The sequence below is a fragment of the Mitsuaria sp. WAJ17 genome (assembly GCF_014174515.1).
Taxonomy (GTDB): domain Bacteria; phylum Pseudomonadota; class Gammaproteobacteria; order Burkholderiales; family Burkholderiaceae_C; genus Roseateles_B.
On the sequence record NZ_JACJUG010000014.1, the window covers coordinates 81,707 to 103,499 of the forward strand.

Here is a 21,793-nt window from a genome sequence, read left to right on the forward strand (position 1 = left end):
TTTGGCTGCCCTCGCGCAGGCCCCCCTTAGGCTGTGGGGTCAGGCCTTGCCGGGCGTGAAGCCCTTCACGCAGGGCTTGCCTTTTCGGTGTCCGGCGCTCAGGGTGCGCGCACGCCGTGCCGTGCCTCGAGCAGGCTCAGGGTCTGATCCAGGCGTGCCATGGCCAGCGAGCAGCGACTGGGAGGCTTGAGCGCGCCCGGTACTAGTTCACGCTTGCTGTCACAGAGACGATCGACGCGCAGGGTCAGGCCATGGCGCGCCAGCCTGGGGGTCAGGTCTTGCGCGCGCTCAAGAAGCTGGCGGCGCGTGGCCTGGTAGGCGTGCTCGGCCAGGTGGCGGCGCTGCGAGTAGCTGAAGGTGTTGGCCATGAAGAGCTCGGCATCACGCTTGCTCGGTTCGAAGAGCAGGATGTCGGTGTCCGGGTGGCTGCGCGCATAGCCCTTCATGCCCAGCTCCAGGCGCGAGTGGATCAGCGATCGCAGGGTCTGGGACAGCACCACGGGCAGGCCGCCATCGACCAGGCGCGGGATGCGCTGGCCCTTGGGGCGCACGCTTCGGTGCGGCTCATGCTCCTGCACGCCGGGCTCGCCCTCGTAGGGCACCAGCGGGTTCAGGCACAGCAGCAGGTCCAGGCCTTCCTTCAGCAGCACGGAGGCGTGGATGGTCTTCTTGAGGGCGCCGTCCACGTAGTAGCGGCCGTCGATCTCCACCGGCGGGAAGAGGCCGGGCAGGGCGGCGCTGGCCTGCACGGCCTTGGAGACAGGCACGTGGTCCCAGCCCGGCAGGCCGAAGGGCACGGCCTCGCCGCTGTCCAGGTCGGTGGCCACGAGGACCAGGCGGTGGCGAAGCGCGCGGAAGTCGTCGCTGCGGCCAGGCCGGCTGAACTGCGCATGCAGCTGCTCGGCCAGGGCTTCGCCCGAGAGCAGGCCGGCGGGCAGGGCGCGACCCAGGCGCTCGAAGGCGCCCAGCACAGAGCGGCCCTGCACCACGGTCTGCCACAGCGCGGTGCCGACCAGGCCGGGCACGGTGCGCAGGCGGCGCCAGTATTCATCCCAGGCCGGATGCAGCAGGACCGAGGGGTCGAAGGTGTCGGGCGAGCGGGCGCTGTTCTCGATGAAGGCCTCGGAGAGGTCGCGCGGCGAGAGCCCGTTGATCAGCCCCGCGGCGATGAAGCCGCCTGCGCTGACGCCGATGTAGCTGTCGCAGTTGCGCAGGTCCAATCCGTCGATGGATTCCTCCAGCGCACACAGGGCGCCGATCTCGTAGATGGCGCCCAGCGGGCCGCCGCCGGCCAGGGCCAGGCCGATGCGCGGACCGCCCTTGGGCTGGTCGGCCCGCCGCCGCCGGGGTGCCGCGGGAGCAGCAGGGGCCTCGGTGGTACTGCGCGTCGAGGGGCGGGGGCGGGAACGGGCGTTCATGCGGGGGCGGATCCTGTTTGTCTCGCTCAAGAAACTGACAAGCCGCCTCGGTGGGCCTCGCCCCGATCGATCGGGACTGGCGCGAGGCGGCAAGTCAGGGGCGCTCTGCGGCGCCTTGCGAGCCTCGCTCAGGCGAGGCCCTGGGCTTCAAGCTCAGGCCTGAGCGGCTTCGGCGGCCGGGGCGACCGGCGCCGGGGCCGCAGGCTTGGTGGCGGCCTTGCGTGCGGCCGGCTTGGCAGCCGACTTGAACACGGCCTTCTTTGCTGCCGGCTTCGCGGCGGCCTTCTTGGCCGCAGGCTTGGCGGCCGGCTTGGCAACCGCCTTCACGGCTGCCTTCGGGGCCTTCTTGGGCGCAGCCTTGGCGGCGGGCTTGGCTGCAGCCTTGGCAGCCGGCTTGGCGGCGGGCGCCTTCTTCGCCGACTTCTTGGCCGGGGCGATGCCCACGGCGGCGCTCAGCGCGTCGATGCGGGCGATCAGCTGCTCCACATCCTTGCTGCTGGGCACGCCCAGGCGGTTCAGGGCGCGGGCCACGCGCTCCTCGAAGATGGTCTCCAGCTTGTCCCAGTGCTGGCCGGCCTTGGCGCCGACTTCACCGGCCATGCCGCTCATCTTGTTGGCCACTGCGCCGAGCTTTTCCTCGGCGGCGGACTGGGTCTTCTTCTGCAGCTTCATGCCTTCCTTCACCAGGGTCTCGAAGACTTTGCCGCCTTCGCCCTGAGCCTTGGAGAAAGCGCCCAGGCCGGCAGCCCAGATCTGCTGTGCGGAATCCTTGATCGTCTGGGCCACCTGGCTGTCCAGCAGGCCGGCGGGCAGTGCACCACCGAAAGCGCTGTTGGCGGAGGCCTTGTTCTTGGCAGCCATTTTCTGCAGCTTCTTGACCATTGTTGAGTCCTTTTCTTGAGGTGGAACTACGCGAGAGTCGCTGAAACTTTCCACGCGGCATTGTCGCGCCAGCGCAGGCCCTCCAGCAGGGATGGAACCACTATAGGCCCGGCCACACGGCGCTGCTCACCCAATCCTAGTGTGCGGTCTCTATGCTCTAGAGTCGGCCCTGGGGAAAGCGCGCAGCGGTGAAACCCGAGGTTTGGACAAGAATCATCCGCCACCCTGCCTCCCAAAGGCCAACCAAGAACACAGGAGAGACACGATGCAGTACTTCGTCACGGGCGCCACAGGCTTCATCGGCAAGCGGCTGGTCAGGAAGCTCCTGGCACGGCGCGGCAGCACGGTGTACTTCCTGATGCGCGAGGAGAGCCGCGACAAGCTGCCCGAGTTGCTGGCCTACTGGGCCGTCAGCAAGAGCCGGGCGATTCCGATCTACGGCGACCTCACCGGGCGCAAGCTGGGCGTGAGCAGCGAGGACATCAAGAGCCTCAAGGGCCAGATCGACCATCTCTACCACCTTGCCGCCGTCTACGACCTGAAGGCCGACGAAGAGAGCCAGGTCCGCACCAACATCGAAGGCACGCGCAACATGCTGGACTTCGCCGCGGCCATCGACGCCGGGCATGTGCACCATGTGTCCTCCATCGCCGCGGCCGGCCTCTACGAAGGCGTGTTCCGCGAAGACATGTTTGACGAGGCAGAGAACCTCGACCACCCCTACTTCATGACCAAGCACGAGAGCGAGAAGCTCGTGCGCAAGGACTGCAAGAAGCCCTGGACCGTCTACCGCCCCGCCATGGTGGTGGGGGACTCGCAGACCGGCGAGATGGACAAGGTCGATGGCCCCTACTACTTCTTCAAGCCCATCCAGCGCCTGCGCCAGATCCTGCCGCCCTGGATGCCCTCCATCGGCCTGGAGGGAGGCCGCGTCAACATCGTGCCGGTGGACTACGTGGTCAACGCCCTGGACCACATCAGCCACCAGGTGAAGGCCGGCGGCGGCTGCTACCACCTCGTGGATCCGGTGGGTTACCGCGTGGGCGATGTGCTGGACATCTTCTCCAAGGCGGCCCATGCGCCCAAGATGAACCTCTTCGTGAATGCAGCCCTGCTGGGCTTCATCCCCAAGAGCGTCAAGAAGGGCCTGATGGCGCTGGCGCCGGTGCGCCGCATCCGCCATGCCGTGATGAAGGACCTCGGCCTGCCCGAGGACATGTTCACCTTCATCAACTACCCCACGCGCTTCGACAGCCGCGAGACCGAGAAGGCCTTGAAGGGGTCAGGTATTGCCTGCCCCAATCTGCATGACTACGCCTGGCGCCTGTGGGACTACTGGGAGCGCCACCTCGATCCGGACCTCTTCATCGACCGCAGCCTCAAGGGCGCCACCGGCGGCAAGGTGGTGCTGGTGACGGGCGGCTCCTCGGGCATCGGCCTGGCCGCGGCCAAGAAGTTCGCCGAGGCGGGCGCCATCACCATCATCTGCGCGCGCGACGAGGGCAAGCTGGACGAGGCCGTGAAGGAGATCCGCGAGCACGCCGGCAAGGGTGCGCAGGTGCACAGCTATTCCGCCGACATCGCCAGCGAGGAGAGCTGCGCCGGCATGATCGCCTGGATCAACGAGAACTTCGGCGGCGTGGACTTCCTCATCAACAACGCCGGCCGCTCCATCCGACGCGCCATCGAGTCCAGCTACGACCGCTTCCACGACTACGAGCGCACCATGCAGCTGAACTACTTTGGCTGCCTGCGCGTGACCATGGGCCTGCTGCCGGGCATGGTCGCGAAGCGCAAGGGCCATGTGGTCAACATCTCCAGCATCGGCGTTCTGACCAACGCCCCGCGCTTCTCGGCCTATGTGGCCTCCAAGGCCGCGCTGGACGCCTGGACCCGCTGCGCCTCCAGCGAGTACGCCGACCAGGGCATCACCTTCACCACCATCAACATGCCCCTGGTGCGCACGCCCATGATCGCGCCCACCAAGATCTACAACAACGTGCCCACCCTGGCCCCGGAAGAGGCCGCCGACATGATCGCCCAGGCCTGCATCGCCAAGCCCGTGCGCATCGCCACCCGCCTGGGCATCACGGGCGAGCTGCTGCATGCGCTGATGCCGCGCGTGGCCCAGATCGTGATGAACACCAGCTTCCGCATGTTCCCCGACAGCGACGCGGCCAAGGGCGAGAAGGGCGGCAAGCCGCAGCTCTCGCCGGAGGCGATTGCCTTGCAGCAGATGATGCGGGGCATTCACTTCTGAGGCTGGCAGGGGGGGGGGGCTGGCTGTGCCCCCGATCACGCTGGGGATGGTACTGTCCGTGGTGCCCGTGTGGTGCGTGGCGACGGACGGGTGCAAGTCCGAACCCATTCCGGCCGCCCGCGGGCACGGAAGAGCGCCTTCAGCTGTTGAGCGCGGTCCTGACGGCTGCGATCTGTGCGGCGGTAACGGTACTGTCGAAGAATGGCGGGAAATTGGGTACCGATTGGCTGGCTTGCGTCAGCAGGGCCAGCCACTCCCCAGCCAAGCCATTTTGGTTCATCCAGGTGGCCAGCTTGACAAGTTCAGCTTCCTTGGCTTCACGGAAATAGGAGTCCAACCAGATGCGCAGCAGTCGTCGTTGTACGGCGGGGCCGACCCGATCCAGGTGGGATCTCAAGAACGTCCGAACTTCTGAAAAGGTCAGTGGAACTGGATCAACGCTCAAGCCTTGGGCACAGTACATGAGCGACTCTGCTTGATCCTGAACCATGCCATCACGAAGATCGATCCAGTCTTGGTCGCCGCCAAGGTCCGCCTGCGCGCAGAACATGGCGGCACTCGTCATCAGCGACATCCGCTCCCTCACAACAGCCGTTTGCTGAGGGTGGTTGGCGATGGCCTGAAGTCGCGCAAGAGCGTCGAGAATCTTGGCCCGCACTTTTTTTGCGCTGGAAGGGTTCGCCGACCAACAGGACCAGATCTGCTCTAGCGTCCTTTGCCCGAGTTGCAGACAGGGATGCTCAGCCCTCATGGTGGCGAGCGCCGTCAGTTCCTCGGCGAAGAGTTCCTGCGCCGCCCGGCGGACGTCAAACAATCGAACTTCCTTCAGATCCACATCCGACGTATGAAGCGAGAACGAGCGCACCTTCTTGAGCTGGTACTGCCCGGGTTGCTCCGAAACACTAGCGCTGAGTCTGACCACCGTAGGTTTGCTGGGCGCGCTTTGCCAGGCGAACTGGCCCTGTTCGCCGGTGGGTACCGTGTCGGTGTCCGCTGCCAGGGCGTCCTCGTCAAAGTTGAGCGTGATGAGCGCTTGGCTTGCCTTGGCTCTGGTTGGAGATCCCTGGTAGGGGTAGATATTGACGAAGCCTTTGGTGCTCACCTCGGCAGCCGAAGGCATTGGCTGGGCCCAGATCAGGAGCTGCAGGACAACAGCGACCCACCAGGCTTTGCGCCGCCTTATGTTGGGCATACAACCCCCTTCAGCTTGAACTTCTGGTCTTCGAAGACAAAGCCGTTCGGGTTGGCCTTCTTCCAGGCGAGCACCGCCGCCGAAGAGCCCACGTCGCACTGGGTCAGCTCCTTGAGGGTGGAACGGATCAATGCTTTGTCGTCGTCGGAGACCTTCTCGGTGCCTGCGTTCTGCTCCAGCTGGATCAACTCCTCAAGACTGCTCGGATCACGGTTGCGTCGCAGGTTTTCGATGGCGGCAAAGGTCCTGGCACCGTCGTATACCGATTTGCCGGCAGCTTTGACGGCGGTCAGGTCGGCTTGCTGGGCTGTGCGCAGCAACGTGGTCAGGTAGCTTGATCGTTGCGCCACGATTGCCGGCACGATCGACTGAGCAATGGAGACAGTCAGCGTCACAACAGGGGCGGCCACCGGACTTCCGTTGGAGTAAATCTGGGTGGTGGCAGGATCCAGGCTGCCCTTGAAACTGGCCCAATAACTGCTTGGGTGATCGAGTGGACGACCCACGAGCAGAACCCGGCCCTTGCGTAGCGGTGTGAGGCCTGAGCCGTCGGCCGCCTGAATAGCCTCGTCAGAATAGAACTGCACCGTATAGTCCAGCAGCTGCGTGTTGGCGCGGCTGGCGATCACCAAGGACGCCGCTTTCATGCCCAGGCTCACCGCAGCCTGGTTGGCCCCAGGAATCAGGGCGCTGACACCCTGCGCCAAAGTGCCTACCTGCGCGAGTGCGTCACGGGCTTCCTCGTTTTTCTCGGAACTGACGTCCACCACGCGAATGCGAACGAAAGGGGCGACACGCGAGTCCCAGCGGGGTTCGAAGTGGATGAGCAGGTTGGCGAAATTCAGCGGTTGATCCGCGCGTACGCCCCGCTGATACCAGGCGACAACAGGAGCGGACTCGCCACTGCTTGCCGTTCCAACCTCAAGAACGACCGCAATGTCCTTCGTCCCCTTGGCCTGTGACGGTGGCAGCGTCACGTTGTTAAGGATCAGCGAGAGCGGACTCCCATGAAAGATCATCGACTTTGAATCACTCGTGAGTTGGTCGGCGCGTTTCAATGGATACTGATCGTTCTCCAAATTTTGCAATACGTAGAAGACCTTGTTGTCGAAGTAGCTGGGTGTATTGATGACGAAGCGGTCACGTTCCTCAAAGCCGGGCTGCCTGGAAGTTGCGCACCCGACGAAGAGGCACAGGAACAAGGCCATGGATAGTGTTTTGGCTGTCTTCATTCGCGTTTCACCTTGACTGGCTTAGAGGGGCTCGTGAGTTGCCATTGTTTTGATTAAATCGCATTGGCTTCTGGGGGTGTGTGTGGGTGCCTGCATGTCTCGGTGCTATCTGAACTTTCGAAAAATATGCAGCCCTCAGGAGGGTTGCTATCTGGATTTCAAAAGAAACTCAATGCAGCCATCGGCGGGCTTTGCATTTCACTTTGGGTGAAAGGTAATTGGTGGTGGCAAATCATCCCGCCTCACCCAGTCGGTGCCCGCTTCAGTATTTATTGCGATAGACGGAAACCAGCGATTGATGTCAATGCCTTGGGGTTTCTTTGGGTTGAATCCCTTGGCGCTCGCAAAGGTCGCTCGATGGGAGTATTGATGGATGACGCAGCGATTTCCGGTCGATAGGAGGCACAAGCGCTGAGCCGATTCGTCGCTGAATATCGATGCGGCCCTTCTCGACGACGAATAGATCGAATCACCGCCATCAGCAGTCGTGTGCGCGATCCAGACTGGCAGGCCCTTGATGCAGGCATGATCGGCCGGAAGGGCATAGCGGAGATAGTCCCCATACACGGCGGGCATCGTGTACAAGATGACTGTCAGGTCCGTGTGCCGTTTTTTAACGAGCGTCGTCCATCGGCAAAGTGCCCTTCCATAGCCGCGACCATATGCGACCCGATGTTCGCGCTGGCTTTGTTTTTCATCTAGCAACTTCTCCTCGATATCAACCGCTATCAGTTTTCCGCGCATTCCAGCGATTTCGATAGATTGAAGCGCTAGCTGGCTTTGCTCAAGCTGATTCAGGGTTGTTGACGCTGCCTTCTCGGCGATCAATTCGAACTTGGATAGGATCTGCTCCAGTTGCTGTGAGCCGTCGCCGGAATCTACGTATTTGTGGGCTCGCCTCAATTCAGTTGGGATTTTGAAATAGACGTAAGGAACTGGTTTTATGCCGGCCTTCTGCAGTGCTCTATAATGGGTATCGAAGCCGTTGTCCATTCGCACGAAACTGAATTTTCCGCCGCAGGCAGCCATCTTCTCGTGCGTCACCTCGTTGTAAATGGAGAGATCTGATCCGTGAAGAACATCGAATACCTTGTTCCCTGCGCCAATCAAATCGACGAAGCCATCGACAATGACACCTGAGTCCGTCGTTCCCCAGACCGCAGGTGCATTGTCGAATTGCCCCGGCGCCTGATATCTTGGACACGGCTTCGGTGACTCCTGGCCGAGGGTACGCCCGGGCAGGAGCAGCGCAGTCATCATCGCCATCATGAGTCCGATTGTTCGTTTCCATTCCATGGATCACCTCGAAATGGTTTGCAGCCAAGTGGTGAACTCTTGCTCTGTGCCGAAGAATCGATCCAGATCCAGGGCCTCATCGCTGTCGAACTGCGCGAAGCCTCCAAACGACGAATACAGTTGAAAGACGCAGCGATTGCGCCCATCTGTCCGCAAGCAGAGCGCCTCCTCGACCGCTTTCTGAGCGGCATTGCTAGAGAATCGCTCCCCTGTTTCGGGGAAGTTTGCGATCCAGACCGGAAGGTCCTTCAAGGCGCAAGGAGCCGCGTCAAAGCCGTAGTCCTTGAAAATGTACGGATAGGTGAACAGCAGCGTCCCCTTGTCATTGAGACTCGGGATCTCCTGTTTCACTGTTTCGATCCACTTGCATGCGGCCGCAGCATAAATTGGGCCGTACTGTGCCGCATCGCCGGGCTTTCGAACATGAGGCGACACCGCTGCAATGGTCAGAACGACAGGCAGGAATGGGCGGGAACCTGTTCTCGCTGGATCTTTCCCTTCGAGCGACAAGACCTCCCTAAGCCGTGCAGCGAACAGAGTTGCCTGACTGGATGCTGATGCCAGCGTCAGCGCTGCCAACCGCGACCATTCGCTTGCCGAAGCGTCAGGCGGCAGATCCAGGAGCGGAACGGTCAGATAGTGGTACGGGCCCGGCAGCAGGCCTGAGCCTCGCGCATTGGCCCAGTGCACGCGGTACTCAAGCTCATTGTCCGGAAGAGCTCCTGCCGACAGTCTGATGTAGGCGAATCGCCCGCCACACTCTTTGATCCGCTTGAAGTCCGCGTGGCTCTGCCACTTTGAGACATCGACGCCATGGACCACGGGAGTCTTGTCAGCCAGCGCGACAAATCCTGATGGAACGATGCCGTGATTGAAGGGGTGCCCTCTGGAGTTGCGCCGCCCGGTCTTTACCGGAAACTTCTTGGGTGCCAGTTCAATCGGACAGCTCGGTGCCCTCTGACTCGGTGCCTGGGCGGCAGGCTTCGACGGCGCTTGCAATGTTGCCGCACCAGACCATCCGCAAAGTACGACGCAGATAAAAGTGACCAGTCGCCGGCAATGACGGACGACCCGAGCGGGACGTATGGTGATGCCCTCTAAGCTGGCCAGCTTAATTCCGTACTTAGGGGACATTGGATTCATCCTCGACTGGCAGGTCACCGGCGGCTATCAGCAGGCGCTGAAGGGTCCACTGGAGTCGAGGAATGCTATTTTTCTGGCCGCGCAGTGGCATCCTAAAGAGTGAGTATTGACGCGCAGCTGCTTACAGAGCTACCCGGTCGGCTGATTCGAAGGGGTGAGTCCTCTTGCTCAGTTGGCTGAGATCCGGCAGTCGCCCGACTGTGCGGCTATCAAGCCCTCGATTGGTGGCATGAAAGCGCGCGCAGCCTGACCCAGCACTCAGGAGCTCAAGCGGCAGGCCCAGGTGCCGGAAGCGCCTTTGCTTGAGCCCACTTGCTGTTCGGCGCGGCTCCCGGCGGGGTAATGCAGATCAGCAACTGCTGGCGAGCCCAGGCGTCCCTCAGCGCGTCGGTGCGCGTGTCTGGACCGTCGCACCGGCCTCATGCCCACTGGCTGCTCAATACCGTCGAAGGCGGACAGACGAATCCAGTGTTGCTGAACGCGGCCGCTGCAACTGGCCTGTCCAGCGTGAATGCGGCTGAGGCCCCCGTCATGAGGCAGGCCGACCAGTTCGTGCTCAAGCAATGCGCCACCGCTCATGGTGCGCTGACGCCCTTGGGACCAGCGGCAGTGGGACCAGGCGACCAGGCGGCTATGGGGTCAGGGATACCATCAATCCGGAGGTGTCGAGGGTTCGCCACGACGCCGAGCTCTGCCGCCAGGATGCGGTAGAGCGTGCGCAGCAGGATTTCCGGCATGGCGGCGCGGGCCACCGCCTGCGTCGATGCTGTCACAAATGATTGCAGCGAGCGCCCAGCCCCCCTGCTTCAATGCCAGCCGGAGACGCGACACCTCTCGTCGCGCGGAGTCAGCCATGCGCAGCCACAAGATCAAGCGGGCGGGTCAGATCTGCCTGCTGGCCAGTTCCATCGCCCTGTCGGCTTGCGGCGGAGGCGGTGGCGCCGACACGCCCTCGCCGGCGCCCACACCCACGCCTACGCCTACGCCTGCGCCTACGCCTACGCCTGCGCCTGCGCCTACACCCACACCCACACCCACACCCACACCCACGCCCACGCCCACGCCCACGCCCACGCCCAGCGCCGCCCCCCAGCTCGGCGGCTGCGAGCTCTTCCCCGCCACCGCGGTCTTCAACACCCGCATCGACGACGTGCAGCGCTTTCCAGTTCACGCCAGCAGCGCCACCTGGATCGCCACCATCGGCACGACGCGGGCCTTCCATCCGGACTGGGGGACGAACGAGAACCCGCAGCAGACGGCCGACTACTACGGCATTCCCTACAACGTGGTGGACGGCAGCAGTGCGGCTGCCACGACGAGCTGGCCGACGGTGAACTTCAACCCGACCGATCCGCGTGCCGGCAGCGGCGACAGCGCGCCCGACGAGAGCGACTGCGCGGCGCCTGCGGTGAACGGCTATGCCCTGGTGCGCGACTGCACCACGCTGCCCGCGGCCAACCGGCGCTTCCCCTTCCCGCGCGACGACCTGCTCAAGGCCGAGGGCGGCGCCTGCAACGACGCGCGGCAATGCGGTGACCGCCACGTCCTCATCGTCGAGCAAGGCAACTGCCGGCTGTGGGAGAGCTACGCCAGCTACCAGCTGGGCGGCCAGTGGTACGCCTACTCCACCGCCGCCTGGGACCTGAAGAGCCACGCCCTGCGCCCCGACACCTGGACCTCGGGCGATGCCGCCGGCCTGCCTCTGCTGCCCCTGCTGGCGCGCGCCGCCGAGGCCAGCGCGGGGGAGATCCGCCACGCCTTGCGCGTCACCCTGCGCGACAGCGTCATGGCCCGCAGCCACGTCTGGCCCGCCCGCCACCACGCTGGTGGCGACACCCCGGGCGGCGTTCCCTTCGGCGCCGTGCTGCGCCTGAAGGCCGGCTTTACGCCGCCGGCCTCCTGGAGCGCCCAAGCCAAGGCCCTGGCCTTGGCCATGCAGCGCTACGGCCTCTACGTGGCCGACATCGGGTCCGACCTCTATGTGCAGGGCGAGCCCAGCGCGCAGTGGCAGGACGCGACGATCTCGCAGCTCAAGACACTCAAGGCCTCGGACTTCGAGTTCGTGGACCTGGGTGCCATCACCCGCGACAGCCGCTTTCGCGGAGACTCCCTCCAGGCGAGCTGGTAGACGCTGCGGGGCGCGCCCGTGCAGGCGCGAAGGGCTGTGGTCGATGGGGCTGCGGTCGATGGGTCGTCTCTCGGGCAGGGGCTTGCCTGAGGGCGCTGCAGCGCATGCGCAGAAGCTGACGCCTGTGTGGTCGAGGGGCGTGCCTGCAGGCTGGCCGATCAGCCCTTGTCCCGGGGCTTGACGAGGTGGATGGCTTCCCCGCGTGCCAGCATGGCGACCAGTTGGGCGATGCGCCTGGAGCGGGTCTCGGGCTTCACGGCGGTCTGGATGCGCCACAGCACGGCGTAGCGATGGCTGGCATTGAGGGTCGCGAAGAAGGCCTGGGCTTCAGGCGCAGCCTCGAGCGCTGCCCGCAGGTCCTCGGGCACCACGGATGTGCGCGCGCCGTCATAGGCCCGCGCCCAGCGCCCATCGGCCTGGGCGGTCTCGACCTGCGCGAGGCCCGGGGGCTGCATGCGGCCGGCCACGATCAGTGCGGCCACCTTCTCGACATTGACCTTGGACCAGATGCTGCGCGGTCGCCGCGGCGTGAAGCGCTGGAGATAGTGATGGTCGTCCAGGCTCTTCTTCTGCCCGTCGATCCAGCCCCAGCACAGGGCGATCTCCACCGCCTCGGCGTAGCTGACGCTGGGGCCGGGCGCGCCGCGCTTGGCGATCTGCAGCCAGAGGCCGTCAGACGCGGCGTGATGCTTGCGGAGCCAGGTCTCGAAGGTCTGGGCGGTCTTGAACAGGACCGGCGCGGCTTCGGCTTGACGGGCGGGCTGGGTGGCATTCATCGTCGACGAGTGTGCCGCAGTGCCATGCGACGGACCGCTGACTTCAGATCTCCCGCGCAGCACCGGGTCCTGCCGCGCCCCTCAGAGCGCGCGGCGCCGCAGACCCAGCGACTGTCTCACGTCGTCGGCACTCGCTGCGCGCCCATGCACGCCCAGCACGCGCTGCGGCTCCAGCCCGGCCTGATGCAGCGCCTGGCTCAGCTCCTCAGTGCCCTCGAAGGCCGGCGGCACCGGCCCCTGCTCGGGTGCATAGAACAGGTCGCCGTGGAAGACGGAGCGGCTGGTGGCGTCCCAGGCCACCAGCATGTCCTCAGCATGGCTGCTCGTGACGGGCAGCAGGCGCAGGGGCCGGCCGCCCAGCTCGATCGCCAGGGCCAGCCGGACCTCCTCGGCGCGCTCGGCCTGCGCGGCACCGTGCTGCCGGGCCAGGGCCTGGCGGCCGCCCCGCCCGACGAAGAGCCGGGTGCCGGCTTCCAGATAGGCGGGCAGCCCCGCGCAGTGGTCGCGATGTCCGTGCGAGAGCACTACCGCGGCGATGGGCAGCCCCGGCGCCGTGCGCTCGATCAAGGCGCGCACCCGGGCGCCTTCCTCGCGGCTCACCGGCGTGTCGAAGACCACCACACCCTGGGGGCCGACGATGAAGTGGTTGTGGTAGCGCGAGGCCACGCCTTCGACGCGGTAGACCCCCGGCGCCAGGCCTTCGGCGCGCAGCTCGCCGGTGGGCGTCTGAGGCTCATAGCCGGCGGGCATGGGCGGGCGGGTGCTGGATGGCTCCACGGCATCGGCCCGCTGCAGCTGCCAGCGCTGGATGCGCCGCTCGCCTGTGTAGACCTCGATCTCGGCGGCTTGCAGGCCGCGCTCGTCATGAGCGCCGAGGTAGACGTAGCGTAGCGCTCCCTGACGCACTTCCAGCAGCCGGCCCTGGGCGCCGGACCAGCGCAGCTGCAGTTCGCGGCCGGCGGGATCGCGCAGGGTCTGCTGCCAGTGGCCCTGCTGCTCCTGCACTGCGGTAAGCGGCGTGGACTGGCGCAGCAGCTCCTCGGGGAACCACAGCAGCTGGTCGGCGAGGTGCTGGCGGGCCGTCTGGGCATCCACGGCCTGGATGGCCGTGCCGTCCCGCCAGCCCATGAGATCGATCCGCTGCGCGCCCTGGGCATTGCCTGTCTCCCGGTAGCGGAACACGATATCGCCGGGAAAGCGACTCTCCGTCTCCAGCCGGAAGTGCCCGTCGCGGGCCAGCCAGAGCGTCTGCCGTGCCGGCACCGGCACGGAGGCGTCACCCGGATGCGCCGCCTGTTCGCGCGCGAGCAGCTCCCCGTGCATCTGCAGCTGCCAGGCCTCCGGTTCGGTGCCCGGCGCGGCATTGGCCGCCCCCACGGCGGCAAACCCGAGGGCCAGCGGCAGTGCCAGGCGCCGCCAACCGGACGGGCGCGACCTTGCGCCGCTGCGCGAGCAGCGAGATGTCATGGTGATCCTCCCTGAATTGTTCGCGCAGTGTCGCGGCCCGGTCCCACCCTCCAGGAAGTCATGCCGGCACGCTTGCGAGGCGCCTCCCGCAGCCCGGCCCATGACCACGAACCAAGCCCCGACCCACCAAGAGCGCCCGGCGCAGCCGACGCTCGCCCCGGCACGACACCCGAGGGTCCGGCTGCGCCGGCCCTGCCGGCATGCTTGCGAGGCGCCTCCCGCTCAAGTACCTCGGGCCTCTCCGCCCTGGCCCACAGCCACGAACCAAGCCCAGGCCCGAACCACCAAGAGCGCCCGGCGCAGCCGACGCTCGCCCCGGCACGACACCCGAGGGTCCGGCTGCGCCGGCCCTACGGGTGTGCCCCCCCGGGGGGGCGGCCGGAGGCCGTAGGGGGGGGACGTCAGTATTCGAGGACCAGCTTGCCCTGCGTATGCCCGCTTTCCAGCCGCTCATGCGCCTGCTTCAGGTGCTTGGCATCCACGGGCCCCAGCACCTCGCTGAGCGTGCTCTGCAATTGGCCGGCATCGGCCCATTGCGCCAACTGGGCCAGCAGCCGGCCCTGCTCGGCGATGTCGTGGGTCTGGTGCAGGGAGCGGGCGAACATCATCTCCCAGTGCAGGGACAGAGCCTTGCCCTTGAGCTGCATGACGTCCAGCGCGCCGGGCTCGAAGTCGTCGATCATGGCCAGGCGGCCCTGGGGCTCGATGAGCGCGACGAAGTCGGCGAAGTGCTGGGGCGTGTGCGAGAGGCTGGCGATGTGGCGCACCGGCGGCATGCCTTGCGCCTGCAGGGCGGCGACCTGCGGGGCGAGGGCCTGGCGGTGGTCGATCACGTGGTGGGCGCCGAGGGCCTTCAGGCGGGCGACCTCATCGGGGCGCGAAGCCGCATCGCCCAGGGTGGCGATCACGGTCAGCTGCGGCTGCTTGCGCGCCAGCTGCAGCAGGATGGAGCCCACGCCGCCCGCGGCCGCCGTCACCAGCAGACTCACGGGGCGTTCGGGCGACTGCTGCACCTGCAGCCGCTCGAAGAGCAGCTCCCAGGCGGTGATGCCGGTGAGGGGCAGGGCGGCGGCTTGGGCGTCCGTCCACCGGGCCGGGGCGTGGGCGGCGATGCGGTGGTCCACGGCCTGCAGCTCGGCATAGCTGCCCGGGCGGTTGATCTCGCCGGCCCACCAGACGCGCTCGCCCACGGCGAAGCCCTTCACCTCGGCGCCCAGGGCGCGCACCACGCCCACGCCATCCCAGCCCAGGATCTGGGCCTGGCCGTCCGGCGAGGGGCGGTGCTGGCGCACCTTGACGTCCACCGGGTTGACGGCGATGGCGCGCACCTCGACCAGCAGGTCCTGCGGGCCGGGCTCGGGCTCGGGCAGGGTCAGGTCGATCAGGGACTCGGGGGCGCTGATGGGCAGGGACTGGTAGTAACCGACGGCTTTCATGAGGGACTCCTGTTGAGACTGTTGCAGACCACGGCGGTGTGCATGGACAGAACTTTGCGGCCTGGATCACTTTCAAACCAGAGTCTCTGGCATCATTCACTTTCAAATGCAAATTGAAAATACGTCCGAACTCCGTCTGCTGGTGGAATGCGCCCGCCGCGGCAGCCTCAGCGCCGCCTCGCGGGAGATGCAGCTCAGCCCCGCAGCCGCCAGCGCCATGCTCAAACGCATGGAGGCGCGGCTGGGCGTGCGCCTGATGGAGCGCAGCACCCGCGCCCTGCGCCTCACCGCCGCCGGCGAACAGCTGCGGGACTATGCCCAGCGCGCCCTTGAGCTGCTGGAGGAAGGCCTGGCGCAGGTCAGCGAGGCGCCGCTGAGCCTCAAGGGCAAGACGGCGGAACGGTTGCGCGGCCGCATCCGGCTCAGCGCCTCCAGCGACCTCACGCGGCAGTGGCTGCTGCCGCTGCTGCAGGGCTTCATGGCGCGGCACCCGGCGGTCGAGCTGCACCTGAGCGTCAGTGATTCCCTGCAGGACATCTACAAGGACGAGATCGACGTCGCCCTGCGCTACGGCCTGCTGCCGGACTCCAGCCTGGTCGCGCGCCGCCTGGCCCTGGTGCGCCGCCAGGTCGTGGCCAGCCCGGACTACCTGAAGCGGGCCGGCGCCCCGCGCACGCCGGAAGACCTGGCGCAGCATGACTGCATCACCTTCCGCATCCGCAATCGCCATGAGCGCGCCTGGCGCCTGCGGCCGGCCGAGACGCCCGATGCCGAGCCGCAGAGCTATCCCGTCCAAGGCCGGCTCAGCACCGACGACGGCGAGATCGCCCACCGCTGGGCGCTGCAAGGCCAGGGCTTGATCTACAAGAGCGAGCTGGATGTGCGCAGCGCCCTGCGGGAGGGCCAAATGGTGCAGGTGCTGCCCGGCTGGCTGGGGGATGAGTTGCCCCTGCATGCCGTGATGCCCAGCCAGCGCTTTCTGCCCCAGCGGGTGCGGGCCCTGGTGGACCACCTGGTCGAGGGCTTCGCGGCCCTGCCGGCTCCGCGCGCGCCACGCGCACGCCGCCGCAGCGGCCCCGCCTGAATGCCTCTACAGTGCGAGGCATGACACACCTGGACGACTCCGCAGGCTTCACCCCCGGCATCGAGGCGCCGGCCGCCCCCAGCGCGCTGGGCTGGCACCTGGTCTTTGTCGAGGGCCAGCTGCTGCTGCCCATCGAGGGGCAGGGCCTGATCCCCCAGCCGGATGCCTTCACAGCGGCCGCCGAACGCCATTACCTCGGTCGGCTTGGCGGCCTGGACTGCTGGACCCAGCAGGCCGCTGCCGCGCCAGAGGGCTGGGAAACCCAGGGCCTGCGCGCCGCCATGATGCAGATGGACGCGCCCCTGCTGCAGCTCGCCAGCCGCGCCGCCCAGGTGATGGAGTGGGACCGCGCGCACCGCTTCTGTGGCGTCTGCGGCACGCCCACCGAGCGCCAGGCGCAGGAGCGCGCGCGGCGCTGCCCGTCCTGCGGTCATGTGGCCTATCCGCGCATCAGCCCGGCCATGATGGCCCTGGTCTGGCGCCGTCACGAGGGCCGGCCGCAGCTGCTGCTGGCCCGCTCGCCGAATTTCAAGCCGGGCTTCTACAGCGCCCTGGCCGGCTTCGTGGAGGCCGGTGAATCGCTGGAGGCCTGCCTGCACCGCGAGGTGGCCGAGGAGGTGGGCGTGCGGGTCCGCGGCCTGCACTACTACGCCAGCCAGAGCTGGCCCTTCCCGCACAGCCTGATGCTGGCCTTCCGCTGCGAATGGGCGGGCGGCGAGATCCGCGAGCAGCCCGGCGAGATCGAGCATGCCGACTGGTTCGACCTCGATGCCCTGCCGGGCCTGCCGCCGCGCTTCAGCATCGCCGGCTACTTGATCGGCGACACCATCGCCTGGCTTCAGGAGGGCGGCGACCTGGCCTGAGCCTCAGTCCAGGCAGCCCTGCGCCTGCAGGGCCTCGCGCGCCAGGCGCTCGCGATGCGGGCCCAGTTGGCGGATCAGCTCATGCTGCGTGGGCTTCTTCGCGCCCTGGGGCAGGGCCTTCGCGTCGATCTGCATGTCCATGTTGAGGGCGAAGAAGCAGCGCCCGGCGCCGGTCTTTCGCTCGGTCCAGCCTACGAACCAGCCCAGCTCCACCGGGCCGGTGCCGTCCCAGCCGGTCTTGGCGAAGAGGCGCCAGGCGGGCGTCTCTTCGCGCAGGAAGACGCGCCGCGCGAGGGCCGCGCTGCGCTCGCTGATGGGCAGGCGGTGCTCGGCGAGGCGGCGCAGGAAGTCGATCTGCTGGACGGCCGTGATGCGCAGATCTCCGTCCAGCCAGAAGCTGTCGTGCTTCGGGCCGGCCACGGCATTGCCGTAGCGCCAGGCCCAGAGCCGGGACTGCATGCCCTCGGCGCCGACCTGGCGGGCAATGTGCTGGTAGACCCACACCGCGGAGAAGCGGAAGGCGGTCTGCAGGGTCTGGTCCTGGTTCCAGTCCTCGTTCCAGCGCTTCTGGCCGTCCCACTTGAAGACCTGGGTCTCGTCGCTCGCGACACCGGCCTCCAGCGCGATCAGCGTGCCGGGGATCTTGAAGGTGGAGGCCGGGCGGAAGCTCTGGAAGGCACGGCGGGCGTCGGACACGGTCCAGCGCCGGGCCTGCTCGTCATAGAGGGCAATGACGCCGCGCGTGCCCAGAGCCTGGAAGCCCTGGCCGAGTTCGGGCGCGGTGCGGAAGGCCTCGGCGGCACTGTCGGCCCTGCTGCTGCCGCCGAGCAGGGCGAGGCCCAATGCGGCGAGTGCGAGAAGGGACTGGCGGGCTGCGGTCAAGGTCATGGAATCTCCTGTTGGATGGAAGACCGCAGTGTGTCGGTGAGGGGGGCGTGTGTCAGTGCCAATACGGCGTTACGCTTGTTGCGCCTGCAGGCCCAGGGCCGCCAGCAGCTGGCGGGCCTCGGCCTCGTAGCGATCGCGCTGGGACTCGGCCCGCAGCTTGCGCCCGTGATGGCGGGCCTGCTGCACCAACTCGGCGGCGCACAGGGCGTCGCCCTCGCGCCAGGCATGGCGGGCCCACAGCAGCAGGAAGGCGCAGCGCTGCTCGGCCGGCAGCTGGGAGTGCAGGCGTCGGCAGGCCTCCCAGCGCTGGTCGGCCAGGCTGCGGAAGCTGTCGCCGGCCAGGGGCTGACCCTCGGCCTCGGCGCGCTGCTGGGCCTGCTCGAAGCTCCATCCCTGCTGCTCGGCGATGCGCAGCAGAAAGATGGTGTTGAGCAGTGAGTGGCGGGCCAGGCCCCAGCGCTCGCAGACGCTCTCGCTGAGCAGCAGCCAGCCCCAGGCCTCGGCGCCGCGCTGCGGCGGCAGCAGGCCGGCGCCCTGCAGCAGGCACAGCGCGTTGGCCAGGTTAGCGGCGCTGACCTGCAGGGCGTCTGGCAGGCCGGCCAGGCTGGCCTGGCGCAGAGCTGCGGCGAGGTCTTCCAGCGCGGCGCAGGCCTGAGCGGCCGAGCCGCCCTGCAGGGCCAGCTCGCGGCCGGCCATGCCGCGCAGGTTGAGGTAATCGACCAGCAGGCCGGCATCGAGGGCCAGGTCTTGCTCGTCCAGCCCGGCCAGCTTCTGCAGGGCCACGGCACTCTCGCCCAGGCTGCCATGGCAGTGCCAGGCTTCCAGCACCGCCAGGCGCCAGCCGATCTGGCGGGCTTGGCCCTGGGGCAGGCCCGGCTGCTCTAGGCCCTGGCGCAGGGTGCGCAGCTCCTGCTGCAGCGTGGCCCAATCGCCCAGGCGGCGTGCGATGCGGGCGCGGCGCAGGCTCAGGGAGAGCTGCGCGGGCAGGTCGAGCGCGGGCACGTGCTCGCTCGCCTGGGCCAGGGCCAGGCGGGCGGGGTAGAGCTCGCCGCGTTCCAGGGCCAGGTCGGCGCGGGAGAGGGCCTGCACATAGGCCAGGGGCAGGGCCTGGCGCGCCAGGGCCCGGCTGGCCGCCGGGGCGTCGGTGGGCAGCTGGTTCAGCAGCGCGAGCCAGGCCGCCCGGTCCATGGCTTCGCCGCGGCGCAGCCAAGTGCAGCGGGCCAGTTGGGCCTCATCCAGCCAAAAGGGGCCGGCGGAGCGGGCACCATGGCGGATCAGGCCGCACAGGGGGCTGTCGTCCAGGGCCTGCAGGGCGCGCCACAGCTGGGTGCGGTGCAGCTCGGCGCGGTCGCCCAGGCGCTGCTGAAGGGCCTTGCGACTGCAAGGCCGGGACTCGCAGGCCTGCCCCTCGGCATGGGCGAGCAGCAGGGCTGCGAGCAGGCGGGGCAGCAGGCGGTTGCGCAGGCGACGCGGTGAGGCGGTGCCGGGGTTCAGCGTGAGCTGCTGGCTGTCGAGTTGGACCACCAGCGGCAGGCCGGCGGCATCGGGGGCGGGGGGGCGGGTGTCGGGGCTCACGGCGGCATTGTGGGCCGGGGGCGCGGGCCGTCCGGGCTTCAAGGGCCAGGGCCTTGCGTTACAGGCGTTACAGCATCAGCTCCGCCAGGGGCAGGGCGCGGATGCGCGGGCCGAAGCTGCTGATGCTGGGCAGGGTGGCGTTCTCGTGGGCCCGGATCTGTGCCCCGCCGGCATGGGGTTTGTCATGGGTGGTGTGGGCGTCGGCGACCAGCGTGACCTCGAAGCCCAGCGCTGCCGCGCGCCGCACGGTGGTGTCCACGCAGAACTCGCTGGCATAGCCGCAGACGGCCACATGGCTCACCCCGGCCTCGCGCAGGGCCGGCTCCAGGGGGGTGCGCAGGAAGGAGTCCGGCGTGGTCTTGGACGTGACGGTGTCGCTGGGGCGGGTCTGCAGCCCCTGGGCAAAGGCCCAGCCGGGCGAGCCGGCCTGCAGCGCACCCTGCGGGCTCTGGTGCTGGATGAGGAAGACGGGCAGGCCCTTGGCGCGGAAGCGTTCGGCCAGTGCATTGATGCGCTCGATCACGGCAGGCGCCTCGAAGGGCGGCGGGTCGAAGAGGGCCTGTTGCACGTCGATGATCAGCAAGGCCTGGGGCAGGGGGGCGGTCATGGGATGGCTTCAGTAGTGGGGCGGCAGTTCGTCGCGCAGGGAGCGGGGGGGGCCACCGGCGCTGTCGGGCATGCGGTCGCGCAGTTGGAGCAGTTCGCGCAGCAGGGCATCGATCTGCTGCTGCTGGCGCACGATGATGCGGTTCAGCTCGTCGAGCATGTCCTCGGTGTAGGCGGCCTTGATTTCCAGCTCGGTGAGGCGCTGGTCGTGGGGGTCTGGGTCTTGCATGTCGAGGGCATCCGGGGCCGCCACAGGAGGCGGGCGGCCAGCCGTCGCATTGTGCCCGGCCGGGGCGCGGGCGCCGCAAGTCAGGGGCGCCCGCAGCCCTTCAGGCGCCGCTGCGCAGAGCGATGGTCACCAGACCGGAGGCATCCTCCAGCGCCGTGACGCCATGCAGGGCATTGCGCTGCAGGAAGAGCAGTTGGCCGGGCGCCAGCACTTGGCAGTGGCCGTCCACGCTGACCTCCAGCCGGCCTTCCAGGCAGTGGATGGTGATTTCGCCCGCCACCTTGTGTGGCGGCAGGGACTTGCCCTGCAGCAGCACCAGGTGGATCAGCTCCAGGTCCTGGGACTTGAACAGTGCGCTGGTCTTGGCGCCCTGCAGGCGAGGGCCCAGGGGCTGGACTGGGACCGGCTGGCCGGCGGTGGCATGCGTAAGGGCCATGAGCTGCTCCTAGGGGACGGACGAGGGCCAGTGTGGACCTCACAGCGGTTCACTGCAAGAAGGGGCATGAGCGCCCCGCCTCAAAGGCCGGGCAGGACGCGGTACGGCGGCGGCTGGCCAGCCTGAAGGCGCAGCAGGGGGATCACCTGCTGCATATGGGGCAGGGCGCGCAGGCGCTGCTCCAGTGCCGCGGCCTGGGCCGCATCCCGGACGCAGCCCTCGGCATAGACGACCCGGCCCTGCACCATGATCCAGACGCTGCTGCCGGCCAGCAGCGCGCCCTGCAGCAGGAGTGGCCGGGGGCGCCTCATGGCTTCAGGCCTTCAGGCATTTCTTCACCGTGTCCAGCGTGCGGGTGGTGATGTCCCGGCCGAAGAGCTGTTCCAGGCGGCGCATGAAGAGCGGCCCGTCTTCATGGGGCTGGTAGGCGCTGAGGACCTGACCGCCGTCGCAGGCCAGGATGTGCACGCCCTCGGCCACCTGGGGCAGGGCCGGCGGCGTCTCGGGCGGCTGGCGCAGGAAGGTGACGATGCGCTTGGCGTCGGCGGGCAGCTCGAAGGGGCCGAAGGGATCGGCCTCCAACCAGGCCTGCAGCGCGTCCTGCCGACGCAGGATCACGAGGAAGTGCCGCCCCATGCCGGCCTCGATGTGCTGCTCCAGGCGCTTTTCCAAGGTGGGCAGAGGGCTGAAGCGGCCGTCGAAGACCACATTGCCACTGGACAGCAGGGTGCGGACCTCGGTGTAGCCGGCGTCCTCCAGGCAGGCCTTGAGCACGGGCATCCTGGCGTTTTGCGGGCTGACGCCGCGCAGGAGGGCGATGTATCGGGGCATGGGCTGCTCAGCTGGGTCGGCCACCGCTTCAGATGGGTAGGAGTCCGTCAC

At 67.6% G+C, this 21,793-nt stretch carries 20 protein-coding genes; 4 read left to right on the forward strand and 16 right to left on the reverse strand.

The genetic code is table 11. From position 1 onward, the window contains the following. Positions 1-98: 98 nt before the first annotated feature. Together H5407_RS13130 and H5407_RS13135 are read right to left on the reverse strand one after the other, a co-directional pair. Positions 99-1,418: a patatin-like phospholipase family protein gene (locus tag H5407_RS13130; protein ID WP_183104902.1), complete on the reverse strand. Its 1,320-nt coding sequence runs from the start codon at positions 1,416-1,418 to the stop codon at positions 99-101. Between the two features lie 153 nt (positions 1,419-1,571). Next, on the reverse strand, positions 1,572-2,300 hold the full coding sequence (locus H5407_RS13135) for a phasin family protein (RefSeq protein ID WP_183104903.1): 729 nt from the start codon (positions 2,298-2,300) through the stop codon (positions 1,572-1,574). Positions 2,301-2,565: 265 nt separating this feature from the next. On the opposite strand from H5407_RS13135, the gene H5407_RS13140 reads away from it, so the two are divergent. Further along, positions 2,566-4,560, forward strand: a complete 1,995-nt coding sequence (locus H5407_RS13140; RefSeq protein WP_183104904.1) for an SDR family oxidoreductase — start codon at positions 2,566-2,568, stop codon at positions 4,558-4,560. Between the two features lie 139 nt (positions 4,561-4,699). Here H5407_RS13140 and H5407_RS13145 read toward each other — a convergent pair whose 3' ends face one another. The 4 genes from H5407_RS13145 to H5407_RS13160 all read right to left on the reverse strand — a co-directional run bounded on the left by H5407_RS13145 (position 4,700) and on the right by H5407_RS13160 (position 9,414). Continuing rightward, entirely contained in the window at positions 4,700-5,662 is a 963-nt protein-coding gene (locus H5407_RS13145; protein ID WP_183104905.1) for a hypothetical protein, read from the reverse strand. Positions 5,663-5,739: 77 nt separating this feature from the next. Continuing rightward, complete coding sequence (locus H5407_RS13150; protein WP_183104906.1) at positions 5,740-6,984, reverse strand: hypothetical protein; 1,245 nt, start codon at positions 6,982-6,984, stop codon at positions 5,740-5,742. Between the two features lie 198 nt (positions 6,985-7,182). Beyond that, the gene (locus tag H5407_RS13155; protein WP_183104907.1) at positions 7,183-8,280 is read right to left on the reverse strand and encodes a hypothetical protein; all 1,098 of its coding nucleotides are present in this window, start codon (positions 8,278-8,280) and stop codon (positions 7,183-7,185) included. A 3-nt stretch (positions 8,281-8,283) separates the two neighbouring features. Beyond that, on the reverse strand, positions 8,284-9,414 hold the full coding sequence (locus H5407_RS13160; protein WP_183104908.1) for a GH25 family lysozyme: 1,131 nt from the start codon (positions 9,412-9,414) through the stop codon (positions 8,284-8,286). An 862-nt stretch (positions 9,415-10,276) separates the two neighbouring features. Between H5407_RS13160 and H5407_RS24010 the strand changes: the two genes are divergently transcribed. Continuing rightward, positions 10,277-11,551 (forward strand): hypothetical protein, encoded by a 1,275-nt coding sequence (locus H5407_RS24010; RefSeq protein ID WP_220800595.1) that lies wholly within the window; start codon positions 10,277-10,279, stop codon positions 11,549-11,551. Between the two features lie 158 nt (positions 11,552-11,709). Here the strand turns inward: H5407_RS24010 and H5407_RS13170 are convergent, their stop codons facing one another. From H5407_RS13170 to H5407_RS13180, 3 genes are all read right to left on the reverse strand, one after another. Beyond that, positions 11,710-12,327, reverse strand: coding sequence for a YdeI family protein (locus H5407_RS13170; RefSeq protein WP_183104909.1), 618 nt, complete (start codon positions 12,325-12,327; stop codon positions 11,710-11,712). Between the two features lie 81 nt (positions 12,328-12,408). Then, on the reverse strand, positions 12,409-13,794 hold the full coding sequence (locus H5407_RS13175) for an MBL fold metallo-hydrolase (protein ID WP_183104910.1): 1,386 nt from the start codon (positions 13,792-13,794) through the stop codon (positions 12,409-12,411). Between the two features lie 401 nt (positions 13,795-14,195). Next, positions 14,196-15,230: a zinc-binding alcohol dehydrogenase family protein gene (locus H5407_RS13180; RefSeq protein ID WP_183104911.1), complete on the reverse strand. Its 1,035-nt coding sequence runs from the start codon at positions 15,228-15,230 to the stop codon at positions 14,196-14,198. A gap of 106 nt (positions 15,231-15,336) precedes the next feature. Here H5407_RS13180 and H5407_RS13185 point away from each other — a divergent pair, with 106 nt between their 5' ends. Both H5407_RS13185 and nudC read left to right on the forward strand, forming a co-directional pair. After that, positions 15,337-16,314: a LysR family transcriptional regulator gene (locus H5407_RS13185; RefSeq protein WP_183104912.1), complete on the forward strand. Its 978-nt coding sequence runs from the start codon at positions 15,337-15,339 to the stop codon at positions 16,312-16,314. Between the two features lie 20 nt (positions 16,315-16,334). Further along, positions 16,335-17,177, forward strand: a complete 843-nt coding sequence (nudC, locus tag H5407_RS13190) for an NAD(+) diphosphatase (protein ID WP_183104913.1) — start codon at positions 16,335-16,337, stop codon at positions 17,175-17,177. 3 nt (positions 17,178-17,180) lie between these two features. Here nudC and H5407_RS13195 read toward each other — a convergent pair whose 3' ends face one another. From H5407_RS13195 to H5407_RS13225, 7 genes are all read right to left on the reverse strand, one after another. Then, complete coding sequence (locus H5407_RS13195) at positions 17,181-18,065, reverse strand: class D beta-lactamase (RefSeq protein WP_183104914.1); 885 nt, start codon at positions 18,063-18,065, stop codon at positions 17,181-17,183. 69 nt (positions 18,066-18,134) lie between these two features. After that, positions 18,135-19,640, reverse strand: a complete 1,506-nt coding sequence (locus H5407_RS13200) for a hypothetical protein (RefSeq protein WP_183104915.1) — start codon at positions 19,638-19,640, stop codon at positions 18,135-18,137. Between the two features lie 67 nt (positions 19,641-19,707). Beyond that, the gene (locus H5407_RS13205) at positions 19,708-20,235 is read right to left on the reverse strand and encodes a cysteine hydrolase family protein (RefSeq protein WP_183104965.1); all 528 of its coding nucleotides are present in this window, start codon (positions 20,233-20,235) and stop codon (positions 19,708-19,710) included. 21 nt (positions 20,236-20,256) lie between these two features. Continuing rightward, positions 20,257-20,475: a SlyX family protein gene (locus H5407_RS13210; protein ID WP_183104916.1), complete on the reverse strand. Its 219-nt coding sequence runs from the start codon at positions 20,473-20,475 to the stop codon at positions 20,257-20,259. A gap of 100 nt (positions 20,476-20,575) precedes the next feature. Beyond that, positions 20,576-20,911: a cupin domain-containing protein gene (locus tag H5407_RS13215; RefSeq protein WP_183104917.1), complete on the reverse strand. Its 336-nt coding sequence runs from the start codon at positions 20,909-20,911 to the stop codon at positions 20,576-20,578. An 80-nt stretch (positions 20,912-20,991) separates the two neighbouring features. Beyond that, positions 20,992-21,222, reverse strand: a complete 231-nt coding sequence (locus H5407_RS13220; protein ID WP_183104918.1) for a hypothetical protein — start codon at positions 21,220-21,222, stop codon at positions 20,992-20,994. 4 nt (positions 21,223-21,226) lie between these two features. Beyond that, positions 21,227-21,742 carry a DUF1697 domain-containing protein gene (locus H5407_RS13225; RefSeq protein ID WP_183104919.1) on the reverse strand — a complete coding sequence of 172 codons (516 nt, stop codon included), beginning with the start codon at positions 21,740-21,742 and terminating at the stop codon, positions 21,227-21,229. Positions 21,743-21,793: the final 51 nt, after the last annotated feature.